General features: G+C 69.5%; 15 protein-coding genes. 8 read left to right on the forward strand and 7 right to left on the reverse strand.

Translation table 11 applies throughout. The features are described from left to right. Positions 1-138: 138 nt before the first annotated feature. The gene (locus L0966_RS14980; RefSeq protein WP_234052758.1) at positions 139-894 is read right to left on the reverse strand and encodes a hypothetical protein; all 756 of its coding nucleotides are present in this window, start codon (positions 892-894) and stop codon (positions 139-141) included. A gap of 593 nt (positions 895-1,487) precedes the next feature. Between L0966_RS14980 and L0966_RS14985 the strand changes: the two genes are divergently transcribed. Further along, positions 1,488-3,110: an AAA family ATPase gene (locus L0966_RS14985; RefSeq protein WP_234052759.1), complete on the forward strand. Its 1,623-nt coding sequence runs from the start codon at positions 1,488-1,490 to the stop codon at positions 3,108-3,110. Next, entirely contained in the window at positions 3,111-3,440 is a 330-nt protein-coding gene (locus L0966_RS14990) for a hypothetical protein (RefSeq protein WP_234052760.1), read from the forward strand. It begins immediately after the preceding gene. An 11-nt stretch (positions 3,441-3,451) separates the two neighbouring features. Here L0966_RS14990 and L0966_RS14995 read toward each other — a convergent pair whose 3' ends face one another. Then, positions 3,452-4,477 (reverse strand): YafY family protein, encoded by a 1,026-nt coding sequence (locus tag L0966_RS14995; protein ID WP_234052761.1) that lies wholly within the window; start codon positions 4,475-4,477, stop codon positions 3,452-3,454. A 286-nt stretch (positions 4,478-4,763) separates the two neighbouring features. Between L0966_RS14995 and L0966_RS15000 the strand changes: the two genes are divergently transcribed. Then, entirely contained in the window at positions 4,764-7,109 is a 2,346-nt protein-coding gene (locus tag L0966_RS15000; protein WP_234052762.1) for a PD-(D/E)XK nuclease family protein, read from the forward strand. A gap of 288 nt (positions 7,110-7,397) precedes the next feature. Here L0966_RS15000 and L0966_RS15005 read toward each other — a convergent pair whose 3' ends face one another. Further along, positions 7,398-7,838: a hypothetical protein gene (locus L0966_RS15005; RefSeq protein WP_234052763.1), complete on the reverse strand. Its 441-nt coding sequence runs from the start codon at positions 7,836-7,838 to the stop codon at positions 7,398-7,400. 661 nt (positions 7,839-8,499) lie between these two features. Here L0966_RS15005 and L0966_RS15010 point away from each other — a divergent pair. Next, a complete protein-coding gene (locus L0966_RS15010) occupies positions 8,500-9,597 on the forward strand; it encodes a diguanylate cyclase (RefSeq protein WP_234052764.1) in 1,098 nt (365 codons plus the stop codon). Between the two features lie 53 nt (positions 9,598-9,650). Here the strand turns inward: L0966_RS15010 and L0966_RS15015 are convergent, their stop codons facing one another. From L0966_RS15015 to L0966_RS15030, 4 genes are all read right to left on the reverse strand, one after another. Continuing rightward, on the reverse strand, positions 9,651-10,829 hold the full coding sequence (locus L0966_RS15015) for a TIGR03032 family protein (protein WP_234052765.1): 1,179 nt from the start codon (positions 10,827-10,829) through the stop codon (positions 9,651-9,653). Positions 10,830-10,955: 126 nt separating this feature from the next. Further along, positions 10,956-17,672 carry an autotransporter outer membrane beta-barrel domain-containing protein gene (locus L0966_RS15020; protein WP_234052766.1) on the reverse strand — a complete coding sequence of 2,239 codons (6,717 nt, stop codon included), beginning with the start codon at positions 17,670-17,672 and terminating at the stop codon, positions 10,956-10,958. A gap of 544 nt (positions 17,673-18,216) precedes the next feature. After that, on the reverse strand, positions 18,217-18,966 hold the full coding sequence (locus L0966_RS15025) for a response regulator transcription factor (RefSeq protein ID WP_234052767.1): 750 nt from the start codon (positions 18,964-18,966) through the stop codon (positions 18,217-18,219). A 154-nt stretch (positions 18,967-19,120) separates the two neighbouring features. Continuing rightward, the gene (locus tag L0966_RS15030) at positions 19,121-21,154 is read right to left on the reverse strand and encodes a sensor histidine kinase (protein ID WP_234052768.1); all 2,034 of its coding nucleotides are present in this window, start codon (positions 21,152-21,154) and stop codon (positions 19,121-19,123) included. 295 nt (positions 21,155-21,449) lie between these two features. Here L0966_RS15030 and L0966_RS15035 point away from each other — a divergent pair, with 295 nt between their 5' ends. From L0966_RS15035 to L0966_RS15050, 4 genes are read left to right on the forward strand one after another with little or no spacing between them, the layout of a single operon-like run. Continuing rightward, the gene (locus L0966_RS15035) at positions 21,450-22,049 is read left to right on the forward strand and encodes a thermostable hemolysin (RefSeq protein WP_234052769.1); all 600 of its coding nucleotides are present in this window, start codon (positions 21,450-21,452) and stop codon (positions 22,047-22,049) included. Then, complete coding sequence (locus L0966_RS15040) at positions 22,033-23,508, forward strand: AMP-binding protein (protein ID WP_234052770.1); 1,476 nt, start codon at positions 22,033-22,035, stop codon at positions 23,506-23,508. The genes L0966_RS15035 and L0966_RS15040 overlap by 17 nt, the downstream gene beginning before the upstream one ends. Further along, positions 23,505-24,173, forward strand: a complete 669-nt coding sequence (locus tag L0966_RS15045; RefSeq protein ID WP_234052771.1) for a TenA family transcriptional regulator — start codon at positions 23,505-23,507, stop codon at positions 24,171-24,173. Before L0966_RS15040 ends, L0966_RS15045 begins: the two co-directional genes overlap by 4 nt. After that, positions 24,163-24,933 carry an SDR family NAD(P)-dependent oxidoreductase gene (locus L0966_RS15050; protein WP_234052772.1) on the forward strand — a complete coding sequence of 257 codons (771 nt, stop codon included), beginning with the start codon at positions 24,163-24,165 and terminating at the stop codon, positions 24,931-24,933. The genes L0966_RS15045 and L0966_RS15050 overlap by 11 nt, the downstream gene beginning before the upstream one ends. Positions 24,934-24,979: the final 46 nt, after the last annotated feature.

Genomic DNA, 24,979 nt, shown 5'->3' on the forward strand with positions numbered 1-24,979 from the left:
ATCTTCCCGCCGCTGGCGTAGCAGCCACCCTGCCCGCTCTTTGGCGATGGGGCGACCAATCCGCAGGCTTCGCCCGGCTCGCCGTGGTGACGGCAATGACTGCCGCAGCAGGGCACGCTGCCCGGGCAGCGCACCGCGTCAGCGCGCCGGTGTGATGACCAGGAGCTCGGTTCGGGGGGCATCGGGCAGGCATTTCAGCAGATGCGGCCCATCGACGCCCTCCGCCAATGCATGCGCGGCATCATCCACCTCCGCGAGGCTCCATGACACATCCGCGCGGATGAACTGCCCCATCACCATCCAGGGCACCCGCGAACCGCGCGCCCCGTCCCCATCCAATGACAGCCGAAGCGCCCGTGCGGCATCCCGCCCCTTGCCGGGCATGCATCGGGCGCGCGCATCCACGCGCCGGCCCTCCGCCATGCCCATGCAGCCGGTCGTCAAGTCGTGCTCATCGCTGCCAATCACTCCGGACCGCAGCAGGAAATGAGCAAGGTCCTCGGCAATGAAGCTCAGCTCCTCCCCGGGGCAGCGCAGGACGAGATGAAACGCGCCAAGGGGCGAGAGCGTGCCGGCATCCCCCTCGTCCTCGGGCAACAGCGCGATGCGCCAGGTGGCATCGGCGCGAACAAGCGCGCCCGCCGGCAGATCGCGCAACGCCGCCCCATTCTCGACAACGAGAAGAGACCACCGGGCTGGCGTCTGAGTATCCGGCTCCGGATCGGCCCATGGCGGCAGCGCCCCGCCAATCCACCGAAGCCGCAGGTCATAGGCGACAGGCTGCCGGCGCAGCTCCGAAAGCCCTCGCGCAATGGCATCCGGAAACGCCTCGATGGAGAGGGCCCGACCGATGGATGGCAAGGCAGGGGCAGGCTGAAGGCTGGGTGGAGTCATGAGGTGATCCTGGATTGGCGCGCCATTGGGTGATGATCGGGATGGCGCGCGCAAGTGTCAGAACCGGTCGCAGGCCCATGCAGGCGGCCCCGCCAATCCGGGCCGGGACGATGCGGCCGAAACCGACATGCCGTCCATCCCTACCGCACTGCGCGCCCTGGGGAGGCGGCCCGACGGGGCGGGGCTGGGCTGGGCGCAAGGCAGACATATCCAGGGAGAAATATTTCGTCGCGGCAGGGGCAATTCACAGCCCGCGACAGGTTCCCGTTTGAGGGAGGCCGCGCCGGCGGCCGCGGCCGGGCAGCTCGCGCCAGGGGGCGGCCGGCCCGCCCTCCCTCATCCACGCCCGCGGCGATGCTGCGGCGTTCGGACCTTTTTGCAGGAGATGAATGATGCACCCCTATGAACGCGCGGTCCTGCGCTCGTATCTGGTGAATCTTGCCGCCTCGCACGGTGGCGTTTGGGAGTCGCTCTGGCGCACCTCCCAACTGCCCCAATGGATCAGGCTCCACTCGGCCGCGTCCGGATTGGTGCAAGCGGTGGCCGGGATCGAAGAGAGCGCGCCGGATATGGGCCCGGGCCGCGGCGCCCGGATGGCCCGCCTGACATCGGAGCGCGACCTGGCGGAGCTCATGTCACCCCACTGGAAGGCCTCGAAATCGGCGGCCCCCGAACCCTCGGAGCGGCTCGGGGAGATCCTGCGCGCAGACCTGCGCCGCCGGCACCCCGTTGCGCTGCCACAAGGCCTTTCCTCCATCGAGCGGCGGTTGCGCTGGATTGCCACCCTCGTCGGATTGAACGCCGCGGAAAGCGCGGTCCTTGGCCTGCTGGTCCGCGCCTCGGTGAGTGAAGCCCCGCGCCAGCTCTTCCGGGCGCTGGCCGGCAATCTCAGCAATGAGGATCTGCACGAGTGCACGCCCCAGCTGGTCAGCTGCCATTTCATGCGCGCGCCACTGGGCCTTGCCAGCGCCAGGATCCGGGGTGCTCTGAAGGCGCATGGCGGCCTCAGGCTCTTCGGCCTGGTAAGGGATGCCCACGACGGCGACTTCATGATCTCGGACACCACCTTCGCCCTGGTGACCGAGCCCCGCCTGACGGCCGACCGCGCCCGCGCGATGCTGCTGGGACAGCCCCGCCGCACGCACCTCGACTGGGCCGACTTCGAGCATCTCGGCACCGATGCGGAGCTGGCCTGCGATCTCGTGCGCGAGGGCCTCGCCGCGCGGGAAAAGGGCATCAACATTCTGCTCCATGGGGCGCCCGGCACGGGCAAGACCGAGTTCGCCTGCGCGGTCGCCGAGCGGCTGGGCCTGAAGGCGCTGTTCGTGGGCGAGGCGGACAAGGCCGGCGAAGAGCCGGACCGGGAGAGCCGCGTTGCCGCCCTCACCATGGGCCAGCGCCTTGCGGCCAGTGTCCATGATGTCCTGCTGGTGGTGGACGAGGCTGATGACCTCTTCGTCGGCGTCGACGACGCCGCGGGCGCCAACCGGCAGGGTGCGAAAGTGTTCATGAATCGCTTGGTCGCCGGCAGCCCGCTGCCGACGCTGTGGATCTCCAACCATCCCGAAATCCTCGGCCCGGCGGTGCTCCGGCGCATGAGCTTCGCCCTGCATTTCCGGGCACCGGGCCGGCCCCAGCGCCAGCGCATGATCGAGCGGATCGCGCTGAGCCAGGGCTTCGACCTGCCGCAGCTGGAGCTGGCGCAGATCGCCGGCCTGCCGGCCGCGGCCGCAATTCTCGATCACGGCATCCGCGCCGCCCGCCTGTGTGGGGGCGGCGCGCGAACGGCGATCCGCTCGGCCTCTTCCATCCTGGAGGTCATGGAGGGTTGCGCCCCGCACCCTCAGGCGGAACCGGCTCCGTTCGAAGAGGACCTGTCGCGGGCGGACCGCGACCTCAGGCACCTTGCGGACCGGGTTCTCGCCAGCGGACGGCAGAAGCTGTCCTTCTGCTTCACCGGCATGCCGGGGACGGGCAAGAGCGCCTTCGCCCGCCACCTCGCCAACCGCATGGGCCTGGAGGTGATGGAGCTGCGCGCCAGCGATCTTCTGCGGCCGTTCGTCGGCGAGAGCGAGGCGCGCATCGCCGCGGCCTTCCGGGAGGCCGAGGCCCGGCGCGCGTTCCTCATCTTCGACGAGGCGGATTCCCTGCTGCAGAACCGTGCGAAAGCCACGCGCAGCTGGGAAATCACGCAGGTGAACGAGATGCTCACCTGAATGGAGCGCCACCCCCTGCCGTTCGCCTGCACCACGAACCTCGCCGACAGCCTGGACCCGGCGACGGCCCGCCGGTTTCTGTTCAAGGTCTGCTTCCTGCCCATGGCGTGGGCACAGATCCAGCTCGCCTTCCGCCGCTTCTTCGGTATCGAGGCGCCTGCGCTCCTCGCGCGCGAGGAGCGGCTGACCGCGGGGGACTTCGCGGTCGTGGCCGGCAGGGCCGCGGTGCTCGGCCTTGCCGATCCCGATGCGCTGGCCGGGGAGCTCATGGCTGAAGTGGCTGCCAAGCCGGAGGGCAAGGCCCGCCCCATCGGCTTTCGGACCGCCTGAGGGCTCGGCCGTCAGACCGGCGGCGCCGGGCGCGGATCCTGGCCCCGATGCCGCGCGAGCGCCCGTTCCAGCTCTCCGATCATGAGACGCCGGAGGGCTTCGGGAGCAAGGATTTCCACATTGTCGCCCCAGGTGAACAGGTGGTGCGCCATCTCCAGCAGGCCGCCGGCGGTGAAGCTCACCTCGACCCCTCCGTCGTCAAGATCCAGCAGCCGCTGGCTGGGATGGAACACCGTTCGCCGCGCTTCCGCGGCCGCGGCGGGAAGAAAACGCAGCACCACATGGGCGGGCTCCTCCTGGAAGGTGCCGAAAGAGCGGGCCGCATAAGCGTCAAGGTCGAAATCCACGGGCACCGGCGCCGCCTCGTCGACGATCTCCAGATCCGTCATGCGATCGAGACGCCACAGCACCGGCTGGCTGTGCTTCTCCTGCTGGCCGACCAGATAGGCGTTGCGGCCGAACAACAGGCCGTACGGTACCACGACCCGCACGATGGACGCGGCGGGCCCCGACGACGGGTAGGTGAAACGCACCTTGCGCAGGGCCAGGAGCGCCTCGCGCAACAGGTCGAGCGTGCCGGCATCGCAGATGGCGCGCGGACCCACCTGCCGGGCGATCGCTTCCGCGCGGCGCAAGGCTTCAAGGTCGGTGGCCGTGCGCGCCTTGCGGCTGTCGCGCAGCGCCGCCTTCACCTTGTCCGCCAGACGGGTGAGCGCGGCCGCGCGCTCGCTGTGCCCGGCCTGCTCCAGGGCCCGCACCTGTCCTTCTAGCTCGGCCAGCTCCACCGCCGTGGGCGCGGTGAGAAACGGGGCAAGGCCGCCCTGAATGAAGAAGCGCAGCTGGGGCCCATCGTGCCGCTGATCGAAACCGGGGAACAGGTCCCGCACCGTGTCCCGCATGCGCTCGGCCGTGCGGCGGCTGACGCGGAAGGCACCAGCGATCTCGTCCAGCGTGAGCCCCTCCCGGGAACCCGCGAGCCGAAGCGCCAACCGCAGCAGGCTGGCCACCTTCTCGAGCCTGATCGGATCATTTCCCATCGCCGCCTCCTGCCGCCGGCAGGGTATCCATGGGCTGAACCCGACTTCAATGCCAAGCTGGCGCTGCGGCAACCTTCTGGTGCATACCCGCGCACAGCACCAAGGGCGCATGACAGCAAAAGCTTTTGGCCGTGAAGATTCTCGGCCGGCAATGTCGCGTTGCGACCAAATCTGTCGGGCTGCGGGTCATCCTGAGGCAGGTGGAAGGTGGCCGCGGTTTTCGCCGCGGCCCTGTCGGGCCTGGGACAGCCCGACGGTGGCGAGGAGAGTGGCGAGGAGACAGGTGATGTTCGAGACGGTTCGGGCGCGGCCTGCGGGCGCCATCCTGCCCGGCGACGTGCCCCTCACGCTGCCGCTGCTGGCGCGCTCCTACCTGCTGCCGCCCGCCCCTGATACCAGCTTCACGGATGCCCTCCGGCCCCATCTCGGCTTCGGCCCATGGGCGGGCAGCTTTGCGGTGGCGCCGGGCGAGACCGCGCGGGTTGTGGAGCGCGCCCTTCGTGACGTGATGATGGGAACGGCCACGCTGCGCCCGGACGCAGTGGATGTGCGCGCCCTCGATCCGCAGCGCCGCGCCCATCGCCACCTCTCGGCCCTGCTCGACCTGTGGAACGCGCTGGGCGACCTGCTGCCCCCGGAGCTCGCGATCCTGCGCGCGGTGATCGAGGCGCGGGCGGACGACATTCTCGACCCCCTCCATGTGATCCATGACCCGCAGGATACGAGCCTGAGCGCGATCGAGGCCGCCGTGATCGAAACAGTCATCGCCCGTCATGGCCTGCCGGCGGATATCGCGGATCGCCGGGCGGCACTGCGCGCGGCACGGGATGCTTGCCATGGAGCGCCGGGGACGGCGCTGCGCCACCTTCAGGCGGCGCTGCTGTCACCTCAGGCGCACCGCGTCACGCGTGACCCGGGCGTGCGGGTGTTCGGCCTGCGGGATGCGGAGGCGGAAGCCCATGTGGCCGCGAGCCTCGCCCAGCGGCTGCTGGATGCCGAGCCCGACCTCTCCCCATCCGGCATCGGCCTGCTCCTGCCATCCGGTCCCACTTACGTGCCCTTCGTGCGTGAGGCGTTCGCCCGGGCGGGGCTGCCGCTCTCGGCCCTCCCGGTGGGTCAGGATGCGCGGGACCTCGCGGGCGAATGCCTGCTGCATGTCCTCACCTGCCTGCGCCCCTCGGCCCCCGTCATGGCCCGGGCCTCCCTGCTGCGCCTCGCCCTCATGCCCTGGCCGGCCGAGGTGGGGCGCAGGCTGTCGCAGGCGGCGATGGAGGGAGCAAGTCCGCTGTCCCGGCTGGCACCTTTGGATCGCCGGGGCCACGCGCTGCTGGCCCTGCTGGCGGAGCGACCCACGCGTGCCCATGACCTGGCCCAGCTGATGGAAGGATTGCCCCGCCTTCTGTCCACCGATGCCGAGGTGGCCGAGGACGTGGCGGAACTCGCGCAGCGTATCGGCGAGCTGGTGGGCATCCTGCGCGCCGCCCCTCCCGCCGCCGAGATCACATGGGACGAACTGACCGGCCGCATCGAGGTCGCAGAGGCCAAGGCTGAGGCGGACGGGCCAGCCCTGCTCGATGCGGTCACCGTCTGTGTCGATGGCACGCCCCCTGATCGTCCGGTGCGGCACCTGATGCTGCTCGGCTTTGCCGAAGGAGCATTTCCCGCATCGCCTGGCATCGGCCCGGTGTTTCTCGACAGCGAGATCGCGCTCACCCGCGCGCGCGACACGCTGGTGCTCGAATGGCCGGCAGCCGCCGTGCAAAAGGCGTTGATCCAGCCCGATGAGCCGTGCTTCTCCGCAGCCGCCCTCCTGGCCACGCGCTGCCACATGAGCGTCGAGGCGGGCGCGATCGCGATCGGCGGGAAACGCCATTCCGCAAGGGTTTCCTTCTGCGGAAAGACGATTCCACCCGAGTTCGACACGCCGCGCCCGGTGCCCGTGCCGACTTTGCCGCGCCTCGGCCGCCGCGCCGTGGCGCCATGCGCTGCGCGGGCGGACGCCGGGCCCGCTCGGCTCGTGCCCTCGCAGCTGCCCGCATCGCTCGTCGCCGCGCCGGATAAGCTCGAAACGCAGCTGCTGGACGCGGCCGAATGGCAGCTGGGCGAACGGTCATGGACCTCCGCGGCGGCACGTGGCACCGCGCTCCACGAAGCCCTGCGTCTGCTGCTGATGCGCCCAGACCTCGCGCCGCGTCTTCCCGCCCATCTCGGCCTCGTGCCGGAGGATGCGCAGATCCTGGCGGGTCGCGCACAGGCACTGCGCGCCTGGCTTGCCGCGCGCGGCCATGCGCGGATCACCACCGAGGTTCCGATGGAGGCGACCCTTGCCGGCGGAGCGCGACTTTCCGCCACCCTCGATCTTCTGGCCGAGGGCGAGGCCGGCCTCGCCCTTATCGACCACAAGAGTGATGCGGATCGGGATTTCGAGGCTGGCTTCCGGCGCCACTGGCCCCAGCTCTCGGCCTACGTCGCCGGCCTTCGCGCTCTCGATCCGCGCCGAGGGCCGGTGCTGGTCGCCATCCATTGGGTCACCGCGGGGATGATCAGCTTCGCCGAGCTCCAGGGCTCCGCACCCGACGCCGCCGTGGAGCCCCTGGGTACTTGCCTGGAAACCGTCCGCCCTCCCCGATGAGTGACCGCCGCGCGCCCGGGCTGTACTCCACATCCAGGCGTCTCCAAGCGAGAATGGACAGAACAGCGCCAACGCCCCTGGTCGCAACGAGACGGGGACCCAAAGGCGAGAAAGGCTGAGTCGAGGCCCCCCCTGGTGCTGCCGAAGGCGCCGGGCATCGGCCGCCGCCCCGCTCACGCCCTCAGGCCATGCGCCAAGCGGCGCCGCGCGCCGGCGACATGGCGCCCTGTGGCTTCCAGACATCCCGGCATCCGAGCGTTCGCTCACCCCCTTCCCGTTCCGGGCAGTTCAGGCTCGGCCGGTGAGCCTGAACTTCGCGCCGCTGTAATGGGCGTCAAAGGCGAAGCGGGTCCGTTCGGGCGGCAAGTGGAAGGCCTCGATGATCGCCGCGCGAAACGCATCGCCCGCCAGTTGCCGGTCGATATAGGCGGTGAAGACCTCATCACGCACGTGGTAGACCACGCGCCCACGGGGCCAGTCTTCATACTCGCCCATAAGCTTCAGCCTCTTCCTCAGCCCGGGCCAGAAATCGTAATGGGCCATCGCTTCGGTTTTGAAGTCGCCATAGTCCTCCGCATCGGGCCATGGCGTCTGGCAGGTGAGAAGCTCGGGGCAGCCGGCCTGCATCACGAACCAGAAGATGCCGACGCAGGCACTGGCGCCATCCACACCGCCCGCCGCCTCGGCGGAAGGGAGCGGGGCCGCGCTCGTCTGTGGCTTGGTGGTCATCGCGGGGTGCTCGTGTTCGGGGGCGCGAAGGGGATGCGACGTGCGTGGATCCGGCATCGGGAAACAGCACTATGTAACCACCATACCGTCTCGATCTCATCCGGGAATTGATACCTGGCACCGGGGCTTCGGGGCAAAATAGTCGCCCCCGGGCCGGGTTGCACCATCGCGCGGCCCGTATCGACCCGGCGCGAACCAGTGAAGGGATGCCCCATGGTCGTTCCGGATTGAATTGATGCACCTGCACTGCGTCAGTTTCGGTCGTCCGTCGGACCGGACCCTACCGCCGAACCAGGAGGCAGGACGGCAGGGGACAGGCGGCGCGGGGAGGCGTCAGGCTGCGATCCGGCAGCGCTCACCGCGATGGCCGATCCGGCGCAAAACCAGGGCTGGCAATGCGGATTAGCGCACGCCAAGGCTAACATTGACCAGACTAATGCTGCGCAATAACGGTAGAAACGTGCGTTGTGAGCTCGCCACTTCCGAGAGTGGACAGGTCCGCCGCCATCCTCAGCGCCCATGGGCAGCGGGGGGGATGATCGCGGCGGCCTCATGTGAGCCCGGGCACTTCCGCCCACATTGATACCCGGGAGAGCGTGGCGTGGGATTCAGTCGGTCGCCGGTGCGAAGGGCCCAGGTCGACGGACGGCTCGCGCGCAGGATGACGCTTGCCGATGCCTTCGGCCTCCTGGTTACCGGCCTCCTCACCACGGCCGTTCACCTGCTGCTTGATCGGGTGATCCTCGATCAGCGCGACTCCGCCACCATCATCAACGTCGCCGGGCGGCAGCGGATGCTGTCGCAGCGCATTGCCCTGCTCTCGAACCACCTGAAGAACGGCGACGAAATGAGCCGGGAGCCGCTGCATCAGAGCATTGCCCTGATGGCGCGTTCCCATGCCGCCCTGATCGACGGCAACGACCTGGGCATCATCCATCCCCTGCCGAAGGAGATGCGCGGGTATTATTTCGAAGGCCCCAATGCCCTCGATCCCGCGGTGCGCAGCTACATCGCGGCGGCGCGGGAGTTCACGGCCAACGGCTCGCCGGAGGCCTATGGGGAAATCCAGGGCACCGCGCGGGAGTCCATTCTGCAGGCCCTCGATGGCGCCGTGACGCTGTTCGAGCGGCAGGCCACCCGCCATATCGAGCAGCTGCGACGGGTGCAGAAGGCCCTGTTGGGCGGGCTGCTGCTCGCGCTGGTGCTCGAGGCCCTGCTGATCTTCCGGCCGCTGGTGCGCAACGTGGGAGAATACAGCGCCCGGCTCGGCGACCTTGCGGCGCATGACGGGCTGACCGGCCTGTTCAACCGGCGCTATTTCATGGACATGGCACAAGGCACGCTCGCAGCCGCCAGGCATCCGCCCCGACGGGCCGTCTCGATCCTGATGATCGACCTTGATCTCTTCAAGCGCGTCAACGACACCTATGGCCATTCCACGGGGGACCGCGTTCTCCAGCAGTTCGCCGAGGTGGCGCGCAAGCACCTGCGCGAGGGCACCGTGCTCGCGCGCATCGGCGGCGAGGAGTTCGCGGTGCTGCTTCCCGACACGAACCGCACGGATGCGGAAATCATCGCCCAACGGCTGCGCCACGCCGTCGCCACCTCCACCCCCCAAGGGCTGCCGGCGGTCACCGTGAGCGTGGGTGTCGCTACCCTCCGGCCCGAGGAAACGCTGCTGGACGAATTGCTCGGCCGTGCCGACCACGCGCTCTACCAGGCCAAGATGCAGGGGCGGAATCGGGTCTGCGTCGATTAGGCTTTGCGCGAACGCGCGGACCGGGCAGCGGCCGCCCCCTCATCGTCCACCGCTCAGGCCGGGTTCCACCCGCGCTCGCTCAGGGGCCGGTCGGGGGCCTCGATGGTGATGAAGCTCGCCAGTTCCGGGCCGAAGGTGGGCAGCGCCATGGGGCAGCGCACTCCGGGCAGCACCCGCACATCGAACAGCTCGCGCACCCCGCCTTCCAGCCGCAGCCATTCCACGATGTCGCCATGGCGCGTGTCGATGATCTGAACCCCGCACCAGGCGGATGCGCCGCGCCGCTCCAGCTCATCCTGCAAGGCGAGGCCCGAGAACACGCCTTCCCGCCGCGCCAAAGAGAGGCCGACCACCGCGTGGCCATCGTGAAAGGACAGCCCGCGCAGAAAGCCGGGGCAGAAGGCCACCCGCGCCCGCTCCCGGCTCTGAAGGTCCAGCCGGGTGAGATAGCCGTTCCCGGAATCCAGGAACCACAACGCACCCTCATGCAGTCGCGGCGAATGGGGCATGGAGAGGCCTTCCGCCACGATCTCGTCGGTGGCGATCTCCACGATCACGCCGCCATCGCGGCGCCGGTCGCGCCAGCCGTCCACGATATCGGTGGTGGACACGGCGGTGACGTAGCGCGGCACGCCCTCTTCCATGGTCAGGCCGTTGAGGTGACAGCGATCCTCCGGCGCGAGGCGGGAAATGAAGGGCGGCCGCCACACCGGCTTGAAACTGTGCACCGCGCTGTCGGTGGCGAGGCAGGAATACTTGGTGTTGACGAAGATCAGCCGCCCGCTTGTATCGATGCCGAGCTCGTGCACATCGAGATCGGACACGGTCTGGCCGCGCCGGGGCACATACAGCCGGTCGAAATGCTCATTCGCCCGCTCGTTCGGCGCCAGCACGTTCTCAAAGCGCCAGACCTGCGCGAGGCCGGCCAGAAGCAGCGTCTGTCCATCACCGATGAGGCCCATGGCGCGCACGAAATTGCGCTGGTGAATGGACAGCGCCCCATTCTGCAGCACCCCAACCAGGAAGAGCTGCCCGGTCTGGTAAGAGGTAACGGCGAGCGAGCAATTGTGCAGCGCCAGCCATTGCGGCAACCCGCGCGAACACGTGATGCGGGTGGCGATCTCCTGGGCGGCGGGGGCATCCGCCTGCGCCAGGGGGGCCGGCGCATCCGCAGAGGTTTCGCCGGCAGCTGGCACCGCGGCTTGCGGCGTGTCGTGGGAATCTGGCGTCAAGGTTGCGATGTCCCTCGGGTGGAGAAGGCCGGGCAACCCGGCCTTCCGCGTCGTGCGGTTTCCTGAAGCGGTTTTCTGGAGTGTCGTCACGCGAGCTGGAGACCAGAGCGCGTGAGGAAAACGCCCCTAGAACTTGTAGCCAAGGCGCAGGGAGCCGCTCTGGCTGAAGTAGTCGTCGGCAATGTTGGCGCCGTACTGCACCTTCATTTCCAAGCCGTTGGCGCCATAGAGGTCGACGCCCGCGAGCATCCGGCCCACCGTGTCGGCGATGGGATAGGTGGTCTCGAAGGGCATCATGCCCGGCGTTCCGGCAAAGCGCGCCCTTGAGGTCCACTCGCCGCTCGAGAAGAAGCTCACGCCCAGGTCGAGATAGGGCCGCACGACCAGCCCCGGGGCAAGCTCCGCGCGGGCGCCGAACTCGATGGCGGGAGTGACCCCGAAGACGACGGAGCTGGCGCTGTCCACCATCAGGTTGAGGGCGCCGGCCCCGGTCTCGGTATAGGCCCGCTGGCTCACACCGATCACGTCCAGATCCACGATCGGCTTGGCATAGAAGCTGTCGCCGAACAGGAACTGGTAGCTGGCGCGGAAGCGGCCGAAGGCGAAGCCTGAATCCGGCGTGCCTTCCGCCTGCGCGAACAGGGAGCCGGCCGCGATGGTGCGCGTGGATTCGCCCCAGCTGTAGCCGCCGCCACCCGCGAGGGCGAACAGCCACGGCCCGATCTGATGCTTGAGCGCGATGGCGCCGAAGGCGGTGGTGGTGTTCAGGGTTTCCGCCCGGCTGTCGCCCTCGTACCAGTTAGCGAGATAGCCGATGGTTCCGCCCAGGAACCAGTCATCGGCAAACTCCTTCTGCGCGCCCGTCTGCAGCCCCGCGCCCGAGCCGGAGAAGCCGGACATGCTGGCGGTGGAGCTGCGGTCCATGGTGCCGCCAAGGGCGCGACCCCACACGCAGCTTCCCTCCTCCAGCAACGCTGAGCCAGGCACGAAGTCCGGGCAGCTCAGCACGCTGGAGGCCACCGACACGGCATTTTCAGACGCCGTCGCCAACGGCACCAGGGAGGTGGCCGAATAGAGCTTGGACAGCAGGGTTTCATAACTGGCGGGCGTCGCCGCATAGAACAGGCCGAACACCGCGCCGAGGTCGATCTCGGTGGCGGAGGTCAGGCCCGCCCCGCCATTGGCGGATGCCACCCAGGCCGAGTTGAGGCCCTCTGCCGCCTTGGTGGCATTGGTGCTGGAGGTGCTCCAGCCGGCTGGCGTGAAGTTGGCGCTGGCGACCGAGAAGCCATACCAGCCATTCGACTGCAAGGTGGGCGTGGTGAAGTGGTAGAGGAGGGTCGGCAGCACGGTGACGGTGGCATCGTTGCTGCCCTTCACCTGGAACAGGTCGACCGTGTGTCCCGGCAGCAGGGAGGTCGGAGCCAGCGTCACGGCGAAGGCGCCCGAGAGGTTGCCATTCACGATGAACTGGTCCGAGCGCCCCTTCGCCATGTCCACGTCCACATGGGCGATGACACCGCCATTGCTGCCGGTGGGGGGAGAGCTCCAGGTCTGCGGCGTCACACCGCTGTAATAGGTCAGGGTCTGGCAGCCCCAGCTGGCGCAGCTGGCCTTGGATTCCGCCGCGGTGGTGACCGGAGTCGCGAGGCCCGCAAGGTCATTGGAGAAGGTGGTCGTGGTGATGTGCCCGACGCCGCCGACATCAATGCTGCCGTAATTGTTGAACACCCCCACATTGGCGACGCTGCCGGTGACGACCGTCGCGGCGCCGGCATTCTTCACCTCGGTGGCACCGCTCGCCGCAAGATCGATATTGCCGCGAATTCGGCCGAAATTGGCGACGGTGACGGTTTCCGCCAGCCCTCCGGACCGGACCGCATAGGCATCGGCCGCCTCCACCGAGAGGGAGCCGCCCGCCTCCACCTTCACGATGCCGGTCGCGGAAGCGCTGTAGATGCCGCCCGCGCTCTCGCCGAGGGCGAGCACATGGCCGCCATCCTGCACCGTGACATAGCTGGTGCCGAGGCCGCTCTGGGCCCAGATACCCCACGACCCTTCGCCGGAAACCGCGATGGTCCCGCCCACGGTGACGTCGATGGTGCCGGTGCTGCCGCCATTGCGGTTGAGGGGGCCGGCATAGGTGGTGCCGTTGGCCGCCTGGATCAGGCCGCCGCCGCCCGAGAAGGCCTGGGCGAAGATGCCGTGGGCATTGCTGCCCGTGGTGACGATGCGGCTGCCCGACGCGAGCGCGACCGACACGGAGGGATCGCCCCCCGCCGCCGCCTGGCCGGACGCATAGGTGAACGCCGTGCTGCTCCCCGCATTGGCGACGATGGCCTGTGAGGTGTCGGCAATGATGCCACCGCCGCCGCCGATGGACTGGGCCAGGATGCCGAAGGCGCCGTCGCCGCTGGTGACGATGCCGGCGCCCTCGCCGAGGGAGACGCCCACGGCATAGGCCGCGCCCGCCTGCCCGTCGGCATGCTGGAACACCACTTCGTCGATGAGCGCCGAAGGCACGCTGAGCGCGCCGCCACCGCCGCCGATGGATTGCGCCAGAACGCCGCTCGCCCGCGCGCCAGACGTTTGGATGGCGCCCTGCACATCGACGGTCACGGTACCGGCGTCGCCGGTGCTGCCGCTATTGGTGGTGATGCCGCCCAGCGTCGCCTTCAGCGCCTTCTCATAGCCGGCCCCGCTGGCCGCGGAGGCATTGCCCTGGGCGATGGCCGCGAAACCGCCGCCGCCGCCGATGGACTGGGCCACCACGCCGAAGGCATCGTCACCCGCCGTCTGGATCATCGTGCCGGCAAGGGTGGAGACGGTGACATCCCCGCCGATGCCGGTGGACGCCTGGGTGGAGCTGCCGCCGATATTGAGCTTGATGGAGGGCACGGCAAAGCCCGACACCGCGCCGGTGCCACCGCCGCCGCCGATGGACTGGGCCACCACGCCGCTGGAGCCGAAGCCGGCGGTGGTGATGTTGCCGGCATAGACCTCGACAATCCCGCCACCACCCCCGGAACCGCCCGAGGCGCCCAGCGAAAGCCCGGCATAGAACGGCCCCGACGAACCGCCCGCCGAGGAGCCGGTGGAGACCGCCGCCGCGCCGCCGCCGCCGCCGATGGACTGGGCCGTGATGCCGTTGGACAGGATGCCGGCGGTCGCGATGCTCCCGGACACGACGACATTGCTGCCGGCCGCGCCCGAATAGGCCCGCGCGGTGCGGCCGACGATCACCTCGCCGCCATTGCCGCCATCGCCACCGCTCTCGCCCGCCGTGATCGCAAGCTCGGAGGTCTGCGCCGCCGTGTCGCCGGAGGGCAGGTAATTGGTGATGGTGCTGGGGGTGGGAACGGTGATGGAGGAATCCCCCGCCCCCGCCATGCCGCCGCCGCCGCCCACCGACTGGGCCAGGATGCCGTCCGACCAGTCGCCGGACGTGACGATGGACCCGGCATTCCAAACCTGGAGGCGGCCGCCCGAGCCGCCATCCGAGCCTTTTGCGCCAAGGCCGATGCTCACGCCCACGGTGCCCGCCGCGGTGCCGCCACCCCCGCCGGCCGTACCGCCACCGCCACCGATGGACTGAACCAGCATGCCGCGTGAATTGTTGCCGGACGTGGCGATGGTGCCGGTGGTGCCATTGCCGGCATAGACATCACCGCCGGTGCCGCCGCCGCCACCCAGGGCGCCAAGGCCAATGGAGAGCGAAGCCGAAACCTTGCCGTCCGCCGCCGTGCTCTTGCCGTTGCCGGTGGTGGCATTGCCGCCGCCGCCGCCGATGGACTGCAGCATGATGCCGTCGGAAAACAGGCCCGATGTGACGATGGAGCCGTTGTTATAGGCGCTGGCGCTGGCGCCCGAACCACCGCTGCCGCCGCCACCGCCCAGCGTGACATTCACCGAGAAATCAAAGCTTTCCGGGTCGGACGCTCCGGTGGCGTAGTTCACCATCTTCTGCAACACGCCCGCCGACGCATTGGCGTAGGAATCGCCGCCCGCGCCGCCGCCGCCGCCAATGGTCTGGACCAGCATGCCCACCGAGCCGTCGGCATGGGTGGTGATGGTCCCGCCTGCCACGTTGCTGGCCGTGGCCATGGCGCCATTGCCGCCATCACCGCCCGTGCCGCCATGGGAGAAGCTGAGCGCCACCGAGAGGGTATTGCCCGATTCATCGATGGGAACGCCCGCCACCAGCGACTTGGCGGTGGCGGTGCCGCCGGCGCCACCACCGCCGCCGATGGACTGCACCGTAATGGCCGCCGCATCCGCGCCATAGGTGGTGATGGCACCGGCATTGACGGCTTTGGCTCCGCCACCCGCGCCGCCACCGCCACCGGTCCCGCCGAAGGCGAGGGAGATGCCGATGCCGATGCTGGCCGAAGTGGCCTTGGCGGCGCCGCCCGTGCCGCCACCGCCGCCGATGGACTGCACCAGCACGGCGCTGCCATTGGTGCCCCGGGTGGTGATGGCGCTGTCGGCCGTCAGATGGGCATAGGCGATTCCGCCTTCGCCACCGCTACCGCCGGAGCCGCCCTTCGCCACCGAGAGCGCGCCGCCCCAGGTGGTGGCCTTGCCGCCCGCGCCGCCGCCGCCGCCCACCGACTGGACGATGACGCCCGAGGCATAATCCCCGCTGACGACCACGGTGCCCGAATTGACCACCGTCGCCTCACCGCCGGCGCCACCGGGGCCGCCATTGCCGCCCACGGCGAAGAACAGGCCGTGCTTGTTGCGCCCCGCGCCGCCGCCGCCGCCGATGGACTGGGCGACGATGCCGTGGGCTTCCGAACCCAGGGTGGTCAGCGCTCCCGAATTGCTCACATAGACGGTGCCGCCGGGGCTGCCCGCGCCCGCGGAGCCGCCGCCGCCGAACAGGCCGGAGGCGCCCACACCCATATTGGTGCCGCCACCGCCGCCGATGGACTGGGCGAGAATGGCGATGCTGCCGCCCACGTCCGCATAACGAGACGCGCCGGCCCAGGCGAGATTGTTGGTGACGGTGCCCGCCGCATAGCCGCCGAAAGTGGAGATGGCCGCGGTGTTGGTGACTGTGACGGTGCCGCCATAGATGTTGGCGCTCTGCCCGCCCACGCCCTGCTGGGTGCTGGACTGGCCGTAATTGTTCGTCTCAACGGTGCCATTGGCATTGAGGGCGATGGCGCCGCTGGAGCTGAGCGCGCCGCCACCGCCGCCGACGGATTGGGCCAGGATGCCGTGGGAATCCACGCCATAGGTGCGGATGACGCCATGATTGGTCACGGTGACGTCGGCGCCCGCATCGGAATTGGCGTTCTGGTCGCCCCAGGTAAAGCTGCCGCTGGAGCTGTTGTTGTAGAGCCCGCCACCGGCCCCCGCCGAGAGGGCGAAGATGCCCGACGACTGGGTTCCCGAGGTGGAGATGGACATGACGTTGGTCACGGAGACCGCGCCTGCCTGCCCGCCTATCGCGGTGTTCTTATCGGCGCTGGTCTGCTTGCTCTGGCCAAGCCCGCCCAAGGAGACAGCCACGATGCCCGAGGAATAGGCGCCCTGTGTGGTGATCTGCCCGCTTCCGACGGTCGTCACCGTCACACCGTCGCTGCTGCCGCCCTTGTTGTCCTCGCCGTTGCCGCGCCCGCCATAGCTCAGGGCATAGATGCCCGCCGAGTTTTTCCCGGCGGTGACAAGCTGGGCGGTGGAAGTGCCATAGAGGGTCACCGCGACCTGGCCTGCATTGCCGCCATCATCGCGATAGGCGTCGCCGCCATAGGCAACGGCGGAGATGGCCGCGCCGGTGCTGATGGACCGCGCCGAGAGATTTCCCCCAAGGCTGTTGGGTGCATTGGTGGCGATCGAGCCGGAGAACCATGTCTCCCGCGTGCCCACCATCACCTGCACCCCGTCGGCATTGCCGCCGCCGCCGTAATTTCCCGTGCGCCCGCCATCACCGCCATACGAGGCGGCGAGGACGCCGGCGCCCCTTTCGCTAGACGCGACAGAACCGGTGACGACGATCTGCACCGTGCCGCTATTGCCGCCCGAGGCCGAACTTTCGGTGGTCAGGCTCGCCGCGCCGCCATGGCCGCCCCGCGATATGGCGACGATACCGAACGATTCCGCGCTGACCGGGGCGAACGACGAGATCACGATGGACCCGCCTGCTCCCCCCGTGCCCGCCGAGCTGGCGGTGGAGCCGGTGCCGCCCAGGGAATAGGCCTGGATGCCGGCACCCGGAGCGTTGGTGATGGCGCCGTAATTGGTGATGACGAGGGTGCCCCCGTCGCCGCCCGAAACGTTCTTGCCGGAACCGGTGGTGTCGTTGCCGCGGGAATAGACGGCAACCCCGTTGAACTGGGTGCTGGCCATGCGCGGCAGGCCGGTGGCCGTCGGATCAATCATGTTGACCGTCGGCGTGCCCGAGCTGACGTCGATGGTCGCGGAGTTGATGATGTTGATCGACAGACCCGGCTGGCTGATGTGCGGGCTGGAATTATCGTACCAGGTGTAGACGCCGGCATAGGCGTATTGCGATTGCGTCACCGCCCCTGAGGGGATGGTGCATGTGATGCTCTTGGTGGAGGCATCATAATTGGTGGTGATGGTCGCCACGGAAGGGCTGCAACTCGCCTGGCCATAGGCCCGCGAATAGGTCGGCAGCAGCACCGGCAGGCCGACGAGGCTGGTGGCCAGCGCCGTGGACTGGAACATCAGCGTGGTGGCGAGGCGCGCCACATGCCGCGCACGCTTGCCGTTTCGATCGGTCGCGACGTTCGCTTCCGTCTTGCAGCCTGTCTCCACGGGCGCGTGGAAATCGTCCCCGCCCGCAACCACGCTCTTCGTCTCCCGGACCATCATCAGGTCAAGCCTCCCCCCTGGCATGAACCCGCTCGGCCATGTGGAAACGCCGCAGGGCGCTCCGCAGGATCGAGATGCTCCTGAAGACCGTGGATCGAAGCAAAGACGACCGCGCACCCCAAGCTCCGGTGGAGCTTCGGGCTCTCCCCGTCCGGCGCCGCAGGACGCCCCCCGATCCGCTCCCCAAGGCCGAACGAACCATGCAAGGGCAACCGCCAGACGGCAGACCCCGACTGCCCTGACAGTCTTCGCCCCCAGAGCCGCGCCCAAGCGGGTGCCCTTGCGGCTTCAATAGGGCAACCGAGAGGAGCCGTGTCAATTACATTTAGGGAATGCGCGAATCTTCAGCGACTTAATGCAGCCTATCTGCTGGGACAATCGGAGATATTGGCGGGTTATCGCCCGTTATTCCGGAATCGATATGCGATTCCATTGTCGAAATGAAGTGTAATTACATAAAATTACATATATCGATATGCGACCCACGCGCAGTGTTCCACCGCAGGTATAGCGGCCGGGAGATCGCGGCTCCGGCGGCAAGGCTTCATCCGCCGGGGCGCACCGATGGGTCGCACGGGGCGTCGTGCATGAAGACATAGCCATAGCCGCGCACGGATTGGATCGGCAGGTCGCAGCCGCACCCCTTCTCCACTTTGCGCCGGAGGCGGAAGATCAGAACTTCCAGGTGGGCGGCGCGCACCGTTGGCCCCTCCTGGGTGTCCTGCACCGCGGCGGCGAGGTCGTCGCGGCTGACCGGGCAGCCGGGCGAGGCCATCAGCCGACGGATCAGGCTGCATTCGAGGGGGCTCAGGGTCACCATGCGGCCGGCTGGGCTGGTCAGCGCCCAGCGCTCGGGATCGAAGGACCAGCTCGTCGGGCGCTCCAGGCGCTCCAGCCGGGCGTGGAGGTTGCGGATGACGAGCGCCAGCTCGGTCATGTCGAACGGCTTCACCAGATAGTGGTCGGCCCCCAGCGAGAGGCCCGTGAGCCGGTCCTGGCGCGCCGAGCGGCCGGTGAGCATGACGATGCCGGCGCGGCGGTTCAGATGCAGCCGCTCAAGGGCGGCAAAGCCGGTTTCCCCGGGCAGGTTGATGTCCAGCACCACCACATCGGCCGGCGCCGCCTCGAGCGCCCGCTCAAGACCGCCGGCGCTGCCCGTGGCCCGCACCTCCATGCCCGCCAGCCGCAGATAGGCGGCGAGGCTCTCGCAGAGGTCCGCATCGTCCTCCACCACGATCACGCGGATCGCGGCCCTCGGATCCTCCAGGCTTCTCTTCGCGTCTGCCGCTGTCATCGGATGTGGTCCACTCCTTTGTCCCGGCGCCACGCCTGCCCCCCCGGTCAGTAGCCCCGGAACCGGCTCCCGACCATTCCCCATTCCAGGCGACGGGGGAATGCGCCAACCGATCGAGCGGACGCGTTTTCCTTACCCGAACCGGCATCCGGCCCTAGCCGGGGGATGGCGCGTCAGGGCGTTCCGGAAGGGTGATGACGAAGGCGCTGCCCGGCGCGCCGTCCTCCACCCGCGCGCTGCCGCCATGCAGGGTCGCGACCTGGCGGACGATGAACAGCCCCAGCCCCGCGCCCGGCAAGGCGGCATGGGAGGCCGAGCGATAATAGCGCTCGAAGATCGCCTCGCGCTCCGCCGGATCCACCCCCTGCCCCTCATCGGCAACACGGATCTCGATGGCTCCCCCGCCCGCGCGGTACCCGATCTCCACCCGCCCGGAACTGTATTTCAGCGCATTGCTCACGAGATTGCCCACCGCCAGCCGCAGCAACAGGGGATCGACCAGCGCCGGCAGGTCGCGGGGGCCACTGACGGCGATGGTGCGCTCATCCTCGGTCCGCGCATCGGCCGCCACCTCCGCCAGCAGGGCCCGGAGGTCCACCCGGCGCACATTGAGCTGCAGCGCGGCCCGGTCGAACCACTCCTCCGCCAGGAAGGTGTCGATGAGGCCGCCCAGGCGGGTGGCGGCCCGGCCGATCTTGCCCAGCTCACGCGCCTGCATTCCGCCGAGCGGGCTTTCCCCCTCGCGGATCACATGGACCGCCGCGCCGATGGTGGCGAGCGGCGTTCGGAATTCGTGGCTCACCATGGACACCAGGTTGCGCTGCTCGCGCAGGGCTTGGCGCAGCGCCCGCTCCGCCTCCTTGCGGGCGGCATTCTCTTCGCGCAGGGCCAGGGTGCGTGCGTCCACCGCCGCTTCCAGCACCTTCTCGTTCTGCTGCGAGGTCACGAGCAGGCGGTGCTCCAGCTCCCTGCGGGTTTTCTGGCTGCCCTGCATGGCGACGGCGATGCCGATGAAGATGGCGAGGATCTGCCCCAGCACCAAGGCCGGGAACACCCAGGCGCTCAGCGCCGTCAGGGGCAACAGGCCCAGCACCCGGCCCGCATAGGCCATGAGCCCCACATTGTAGACGGAAAAGCCGATGAAATACCAAAGGCCCGCCGTCTCCCCCGCGCGCATCCGGCGGTAGGAGGCGAGGATCGTCAGCGCGCAGAACACAAGCGAGAGCACCAGCAGCACCGGCAGCAATTGCGCGTGCTGCCCGAACGGCGCCAGAACCAGCCCCACCAGGCAGAAGGCCAGGAACCCCTGCATGAAGCGCCGCGTCCACGGCATCTGCCTGAAGCCGCGGAAGATGGCCATGATGGTGACGATCATGGAACAGGCGGTGAGATACAGCAGCGCCCCGTGCAGGGTATAGACGACGGTCGGCGAAAAGCCGGACAGAAGCTGCAGGGCAAGGCCGTTGATGACCACCTGCAGCCCCGTCATCAGGCCGGTGCTGACGCCGAGCAGCACCAGCGTGCGCTCCCGCAGCCACGCGCCCACCACCGCCGCCGCCACGGCCAGCAGCGCGGCCGCCCCCAGCAGCGCCGACAGCACCGTGGTGACGGATACGATACCGCCGACCAGCTCCGGCAGGCGCGACACCTGCACCTGCGCCCGAATGGTGCGGCTGCCGGCGAGACGCACATAGACCACCTGGCCTTCATCGGTCGGCAGATCCATGCGGAACACGAACAGCGACACCGGCAGGTCACGTGCCGCCACCGGCCGGTCGGTGCCAGACATGCGCCACGCATGGGCCGTCCGCCCATCCGCTCCGGCCACCGGCACCAGCGCATCCACCTCCCCCGTCAGCGGATGGGCATCCACCGCGAGCCACCACGCCCCGCCCCTTTGCCCGCCCCCCTGCCCGGTGGCGCGCAGCTCGAACCGCAGCCACCAGGCGCCAGCATTGTCGACGCCTGGATTGAAGGCGCCGGCGACCGGCTCGAAGGCACCGGCGGTGGCCGCGGCTTCCACCGCCGCAAGGTCCATCTCGCCGCCCACATCGTGGAACGCCGCCAGATGGCCTTCCAGGGAGAAGGTGGATTGCGCATCGCTCAACACCAGCGGGGCGGGTCCTTCGGCGGCGGCGCACAGCCCGCACAGCCAGAGAAGGCCCAGCAGGACCAGCAGCCCTCTCACAGCGCCGCTCCGGCCCACCGCTGGCACCATCCCATCCCCCGTCTGTGACCGCGAGAGCCGCGCGCCCTCGCCCGCCCCTTCATCTGATCGCGCCCAAACCGGGTGTCCGGCGCCGCTCCGAGCGGAGCGACCCTTTCGCATGGACGCGGCGGGCTGCATAGCCGTGCCGGCCGACAACCGGGAGCGGTGCCACAAAGTGGCCCAACAATCTCCCCGCGCGCACCGTGTGCCCGTAAGCGGCCTGTAAGCTCAGCTTTGCAAGGTCCGCTCGTTCCTCACGGCAGGACGAGCGGAAATGAGATTCGTGCACATCGCGGAGCCCGACGACGCCGACCGCGTCGACGTGGAAGCCTTCATTCAGAACATTTATGGCCGCCAATATGACGCGCGCATCGCGCGCTTCGCCCGCCAGCTCCTCTGTTGCACCGGGGCGGATGGCGAGATCCACTGCGCCGCCGGCCTGAGGCTGCCCGGCGACGGCTTCTTCTCCGAGCGCTACCTGGACGAGCCGGTGGAAGCCGCGCTTTCCCGCGCCGCCGGCCAGCGGGTCCACCGCGAGGACGTGTTCGAGGTGACGACCCTGGCGAGCCGCTCCCCGCGCGAGCTCTCCACCTTCATCGACGACATCATCGCCTTCGGCGCCAGCAACGGCCTGTCATGGTGCTTCTTCACGCTCACCCGGCGGCTCGCTTTGCTGGTGCAGCGCCGGCACCTCGCCCCCATTCAGCTCGCCGACGCGGACCCCGCGCGCATCCCCGGCGCCGAGGCCTGGGGCCGCTATTACGAGACCGAACCCAAGGTGTTCGGTGTCTGCGGCGCCCGCGTGGCGCGCGCGTCCTTCTCCCTGGCCACGGGGCCCTCGCAGCCGGCGGTGTCCCATGCGCTCCTTCCTTGAGGCAGTGACGGGGCTCGCCCGTCGCGATCCGCACAAGATCGCCTTTTCCGATGAGCGGGGCACGCTCACGCGCTCCTGCCTCCTGGCCAATGCCGCCAGGCTCGCCGCGAACCTGCCCGATGGGGCGCGCGTGGTCGGCCTGCTGCTGCCCAATGGGCGGGAATGGGCGGTAGCCCAGCTCGCCTGCGTCGCCGCCGGACGCATCGCGGTGCCGCTGCCGCCCTTCTTCAGCCCGCAGCAGCTCGACCATGTGATCCGCGATGCGGGCATCGAGCTGGTGCTGACGAGCGGGGATGGGGCGCCCGCCGGGCTTCCGGCACGCACCGTCGCCATCACCGGCGACGAGGGGGACGAGCCGGTGTTCCGCGAGGGCTTCGGCGCGGTCATCTATACGTCCGGCAGCAGCGGCCGGCCGAAGGGCGTGCGGCACGAGAGCGGCCAGCTCGGCTGGGAGGCGGCGGCCCTCGCCACCGCCATCGGCGCGCGGGAAGCGGACTCCTATCTTTCGGTGCTGCCGCTGTCGCTGCTGCTGGAGAACCTGTGCGCGGTCTTCGTGCCGGCCCTGGTGGGCGGGCGCACCCACTTCGACACCGCCCTGTCCGACCGGGTGGCGCGGGGCGCCCCGCGCGGCATCGCCACCGCCTTCGCCGCCCACCGCCCCACCACCAGCGTGGTGGTGCCCGAGCTGCTGCGGGTATGGGCGGGGGAACTCCTGGCCACCGGCGCCCGGGCTCCGGACAGCCTGCGCTTCGTGGCCGCCGGAGGCGCGCCGGTGCCGCCGCGCCTGGCGGATGCGGCCTGGCGGCTCGGCATTCCCGTCCATGAAGGCTACGGCCTTTCCGAATGCTGTTCGGTGGTCGCCGTGAACCGGCCCGGCCGGCGCGCGGCGGGCACCGTGGGCACGCCCCTGCCCGGCCTCACCGTCACGGTGCGTGATGGCGAGATCCTGGTGGAGGGTCCCTCCGTCACCGATGGCTATCTGGGCGGCGGCGATGCGGCGCACCCCTGGGCCACCGGCGACCTGGGCGCCTTCGACGCGCACGGCAATCTCATGGTGCACGGCCGCAAGGATAATCTCATCGTCACCGCCAACGGGCGCAACGTCAGCCCCGAATGGGTGGAAACCGCCATCCTCGACGACCCCGGCATCGCCGCCTGCGCGGTGGGCGAGGCGGAGGGCCAGCTTGCGGCCCTTATCGTCCCCACCCCGGCCGCCGCCGGCTGGTTCGCCGCGGCCCCGCCCCATGGCCGGGTGGCGCGCCTTGCCGAAAGCTGCGCGGCCCTGCCCGCTTATGCCCGCCCCGTGCGCGTCGCGGTGCTGGACCTCTCCGAGGCGCGCGCATGCGGGCTCCTCACCGATAACGGCCGCATCCGCCGCGCCATCGCCCGCGCGCTGCTTCAGCGCGCGGGGGCCGCCTCTTCCTCTCCCACCCCTGCCGAGAGCTGTGTCGAACCATGAGCTTCCACGACCGTCTTCTTGAGGCAACCGCGCCCGAGCGTGAGCGCTTCCTCTCCATTCCCCTGGTGCAGCAGGCGCTTACCTCCGGCGGGCCGCGCGACCTTTACGTCGCCTTCCTGACCGAGGCCTACCACCATGTGAAGCACACCTTCCCCCTGCTGGCACTCGCCGCCGCCCGCACCACCGACGGGCGCTACCAGGCAGCCCTGCTGGAATACATGGAGGAGGAGCGCGGGCACGAAGCCTGGATCCTCGACGACATCACCGCCATGGGGGGCGATGCGCAGGCGGTGCGCAACGGCCCGCCGGGGCCGGCCTGCCGCATCATGGTCGCCTTCGCCTATCACGCCATCGAGCATGTGAGCCCCTATGCCATGCTGGGTTCCGTCCATGTCCTCGAAGGCATGTCGGTGCGCCTTGCCGACCGGCTGGCGGATATTCTCCAGCGCCAGTTCGGCGCCGGCGGGCAAGGCGGCTTTTCCTACCTCACCACCCACGGCAGCCTCGACCAGGAGCATGTCGCCTTCTTCCGCACCCTGGTGGACAGCTTCAACGATCCGGTCATCGAAGACATCATCATCGATCACTCGAAGATGTTCTATCGCCTCTACGGCGACATCTTCCGCGATCTCGGCGCCGGCGTGGAGCTGAGCCATGCGGCTTGAAGGCAAGCGCGTCCTCATCACCGGCGGCGGCTCGGGCATCGGCCGGGCCCTGGCGGAGGAAGCGGCCCGGCGCGGAATGGACGTGGCCCTGTGCGGCCGCCGGCCCGCCGCGCTGCGGGACACCGCCGCCGCCCTGCCGGGCGCGACGCCGCCGCTCCTGATCCCCGCCGACATCACCTGCGCCGCCGATCGCGCCCGCATCGCCGCGAGCCTTGATGCTGAATGGGGCGGCCTCGACGTGCTGGTGAACAATGCCGGCGTGGTGGAGGGCGGCCCCGTGGAGCAGGTGGGCGATGCGGCGCTGGACACGCTGTTCCACACCAATGTGACCGCGCCCATCGCCCTGACGCGGGAACTAGCGCCCCTGCTCGCCGCCGCGCGGCCGGCACGGGTGGTGAATGTGGGCTCCATGTTCGGCGACATCGCCTATCCCGGCTTTGCCGCCTATTCCGCCTCAAAGTTCGCGCTGCGGGGCTTTTCCAGCGCCCTGCGGCGGGAATGGAAGGGGCTCGGCATCGGCGTCACCTATGCGGCGCCGCGCGCCACCCGCACCGATGCCGCCTCCGCCTTCGACGGGCTCATCGCTGCCACGGGCATGACCCTCGACGCGCCGGAGCGGGTCGCCGCCGGCATCTGGCGTGCGGTGGAACGGGAGCGGGACGAAGCCTATCCGCCGGGCGCCGAACGCCTGTTCGTGCTGGTCCAGCGCCTCGCCCCCAAACTCATCGACCGCGCCCTGTCCCGCACCGCCGCCGCCTGAGACGGCCGCCCGGACATCCTCCCCCACTTCATTCCAAGGACAAGAT

It is taken from the genome of Xanthobacter sp. NM-59 (assembly GCF_021401125.1).
In the GTDB taxonomy this organism is placed as follows: Bacteria; Pseudomonadota; Alphaproteobacteria; order Rhizobiales; family Xanthobacteraceae; genus Xanthobacter.

Excerpts from the sequence above, each read along its gene's own strand:
- L0966_RS15050 (WP_234052772.1), top strand. The coding sequence starts at position 24,163 with ATGCGGCTTGAAGGCAAGCGCGTCCTCATCACCGGCGGCGGCTCGGGC.
- L0966_RS14985 (WP_234052759.1), top strand. The coding sequence starts at position 1,488 with ATGGCCCGCCTGACATCGGAGCGCGACCTGGCGGAGCTCATGTCACCC.
- L0966_RS15035 (WP_234052769.1), top strand. The coding sequence starts at position 21,450 with ATGAGATTCGTGCACATCGCGGAGCCCGACGACGCCGACCGCGTCGAC.
- L0966_RS15020 (WP_234052766.1), bottom strand. The coding sequence starts at position 17,672 with ATGATGGTCCGGGAGACGAAGAGCGTGGTTGCGGGCGGGGACGATTTC.
- L0966_RS15010 (WP_234052764.1), top strand. The coding sequence starts at position 8,500 with ATGACGCTTGCCGATGCCTTCGGCCTCCTGGTTACCGGCCTCCTCACC.
- L0966_RS15045 (WP_234052771.1), top strand. The coding sequence starts at position 23,505 with ATGAGCTTCCACGACCGTCTTCTTGAGGCAACCGCGCCCGAGCGTGAG.
- L0966_RS15040 (WP_234052770.1), top strand. The coding sequence starts at position 22,033 with ATGCGCTCCTTCCTTGAGGCAGTGACGGGGCTCGCCCGTCGCGATCCG.
- L0966_RS15005 (WP_234052763.1), bottom strand. The coding sequence starts at position 7,838 with ATGACCACCAAGCCACAGACGAGCGCGGCCCCGCTCCCTTCCGCCGAG.
- L0966_RS14980 (WP_234052758.1), bottom strand. The coding sequence starts at position 894 with ATGACTCCACCCAGCCTTCAGCCTGCCCCTGCCTTGCCATCCATCGGT.
- L0966_RS15025 (WP_234052767.1), bottom strand. The coding sequence starts at position 18,966 with ATGACAGCGGCAGACGCGAAGAGAAGCCTGGAGGATCCGAGGGCCGCG.
- L0966_RS14995 (WP_234052761.1), bottom strand. The coding sequence starts at position 4,477 with ATGGGAAATGATCCGATCAGGCTCGAGAAGGTGGCCAGCCTGCTGCGG.
- L0966_RS15000 (WP_234052762.1), top strand. The coding sequence starts at position 4,764 with ATGTTCGAGACGGTTCGGGCGCGGCCTGCGGGCGCCATCCTGCCCGGC.
- L0966_RS14990 (WP_234052760.1), top strand. The coding sequence starts at position 3,111 with ATGGAGCGCCACCCCCTGCCGTTCGCCTGCACCACGAACCTCGCCGAC.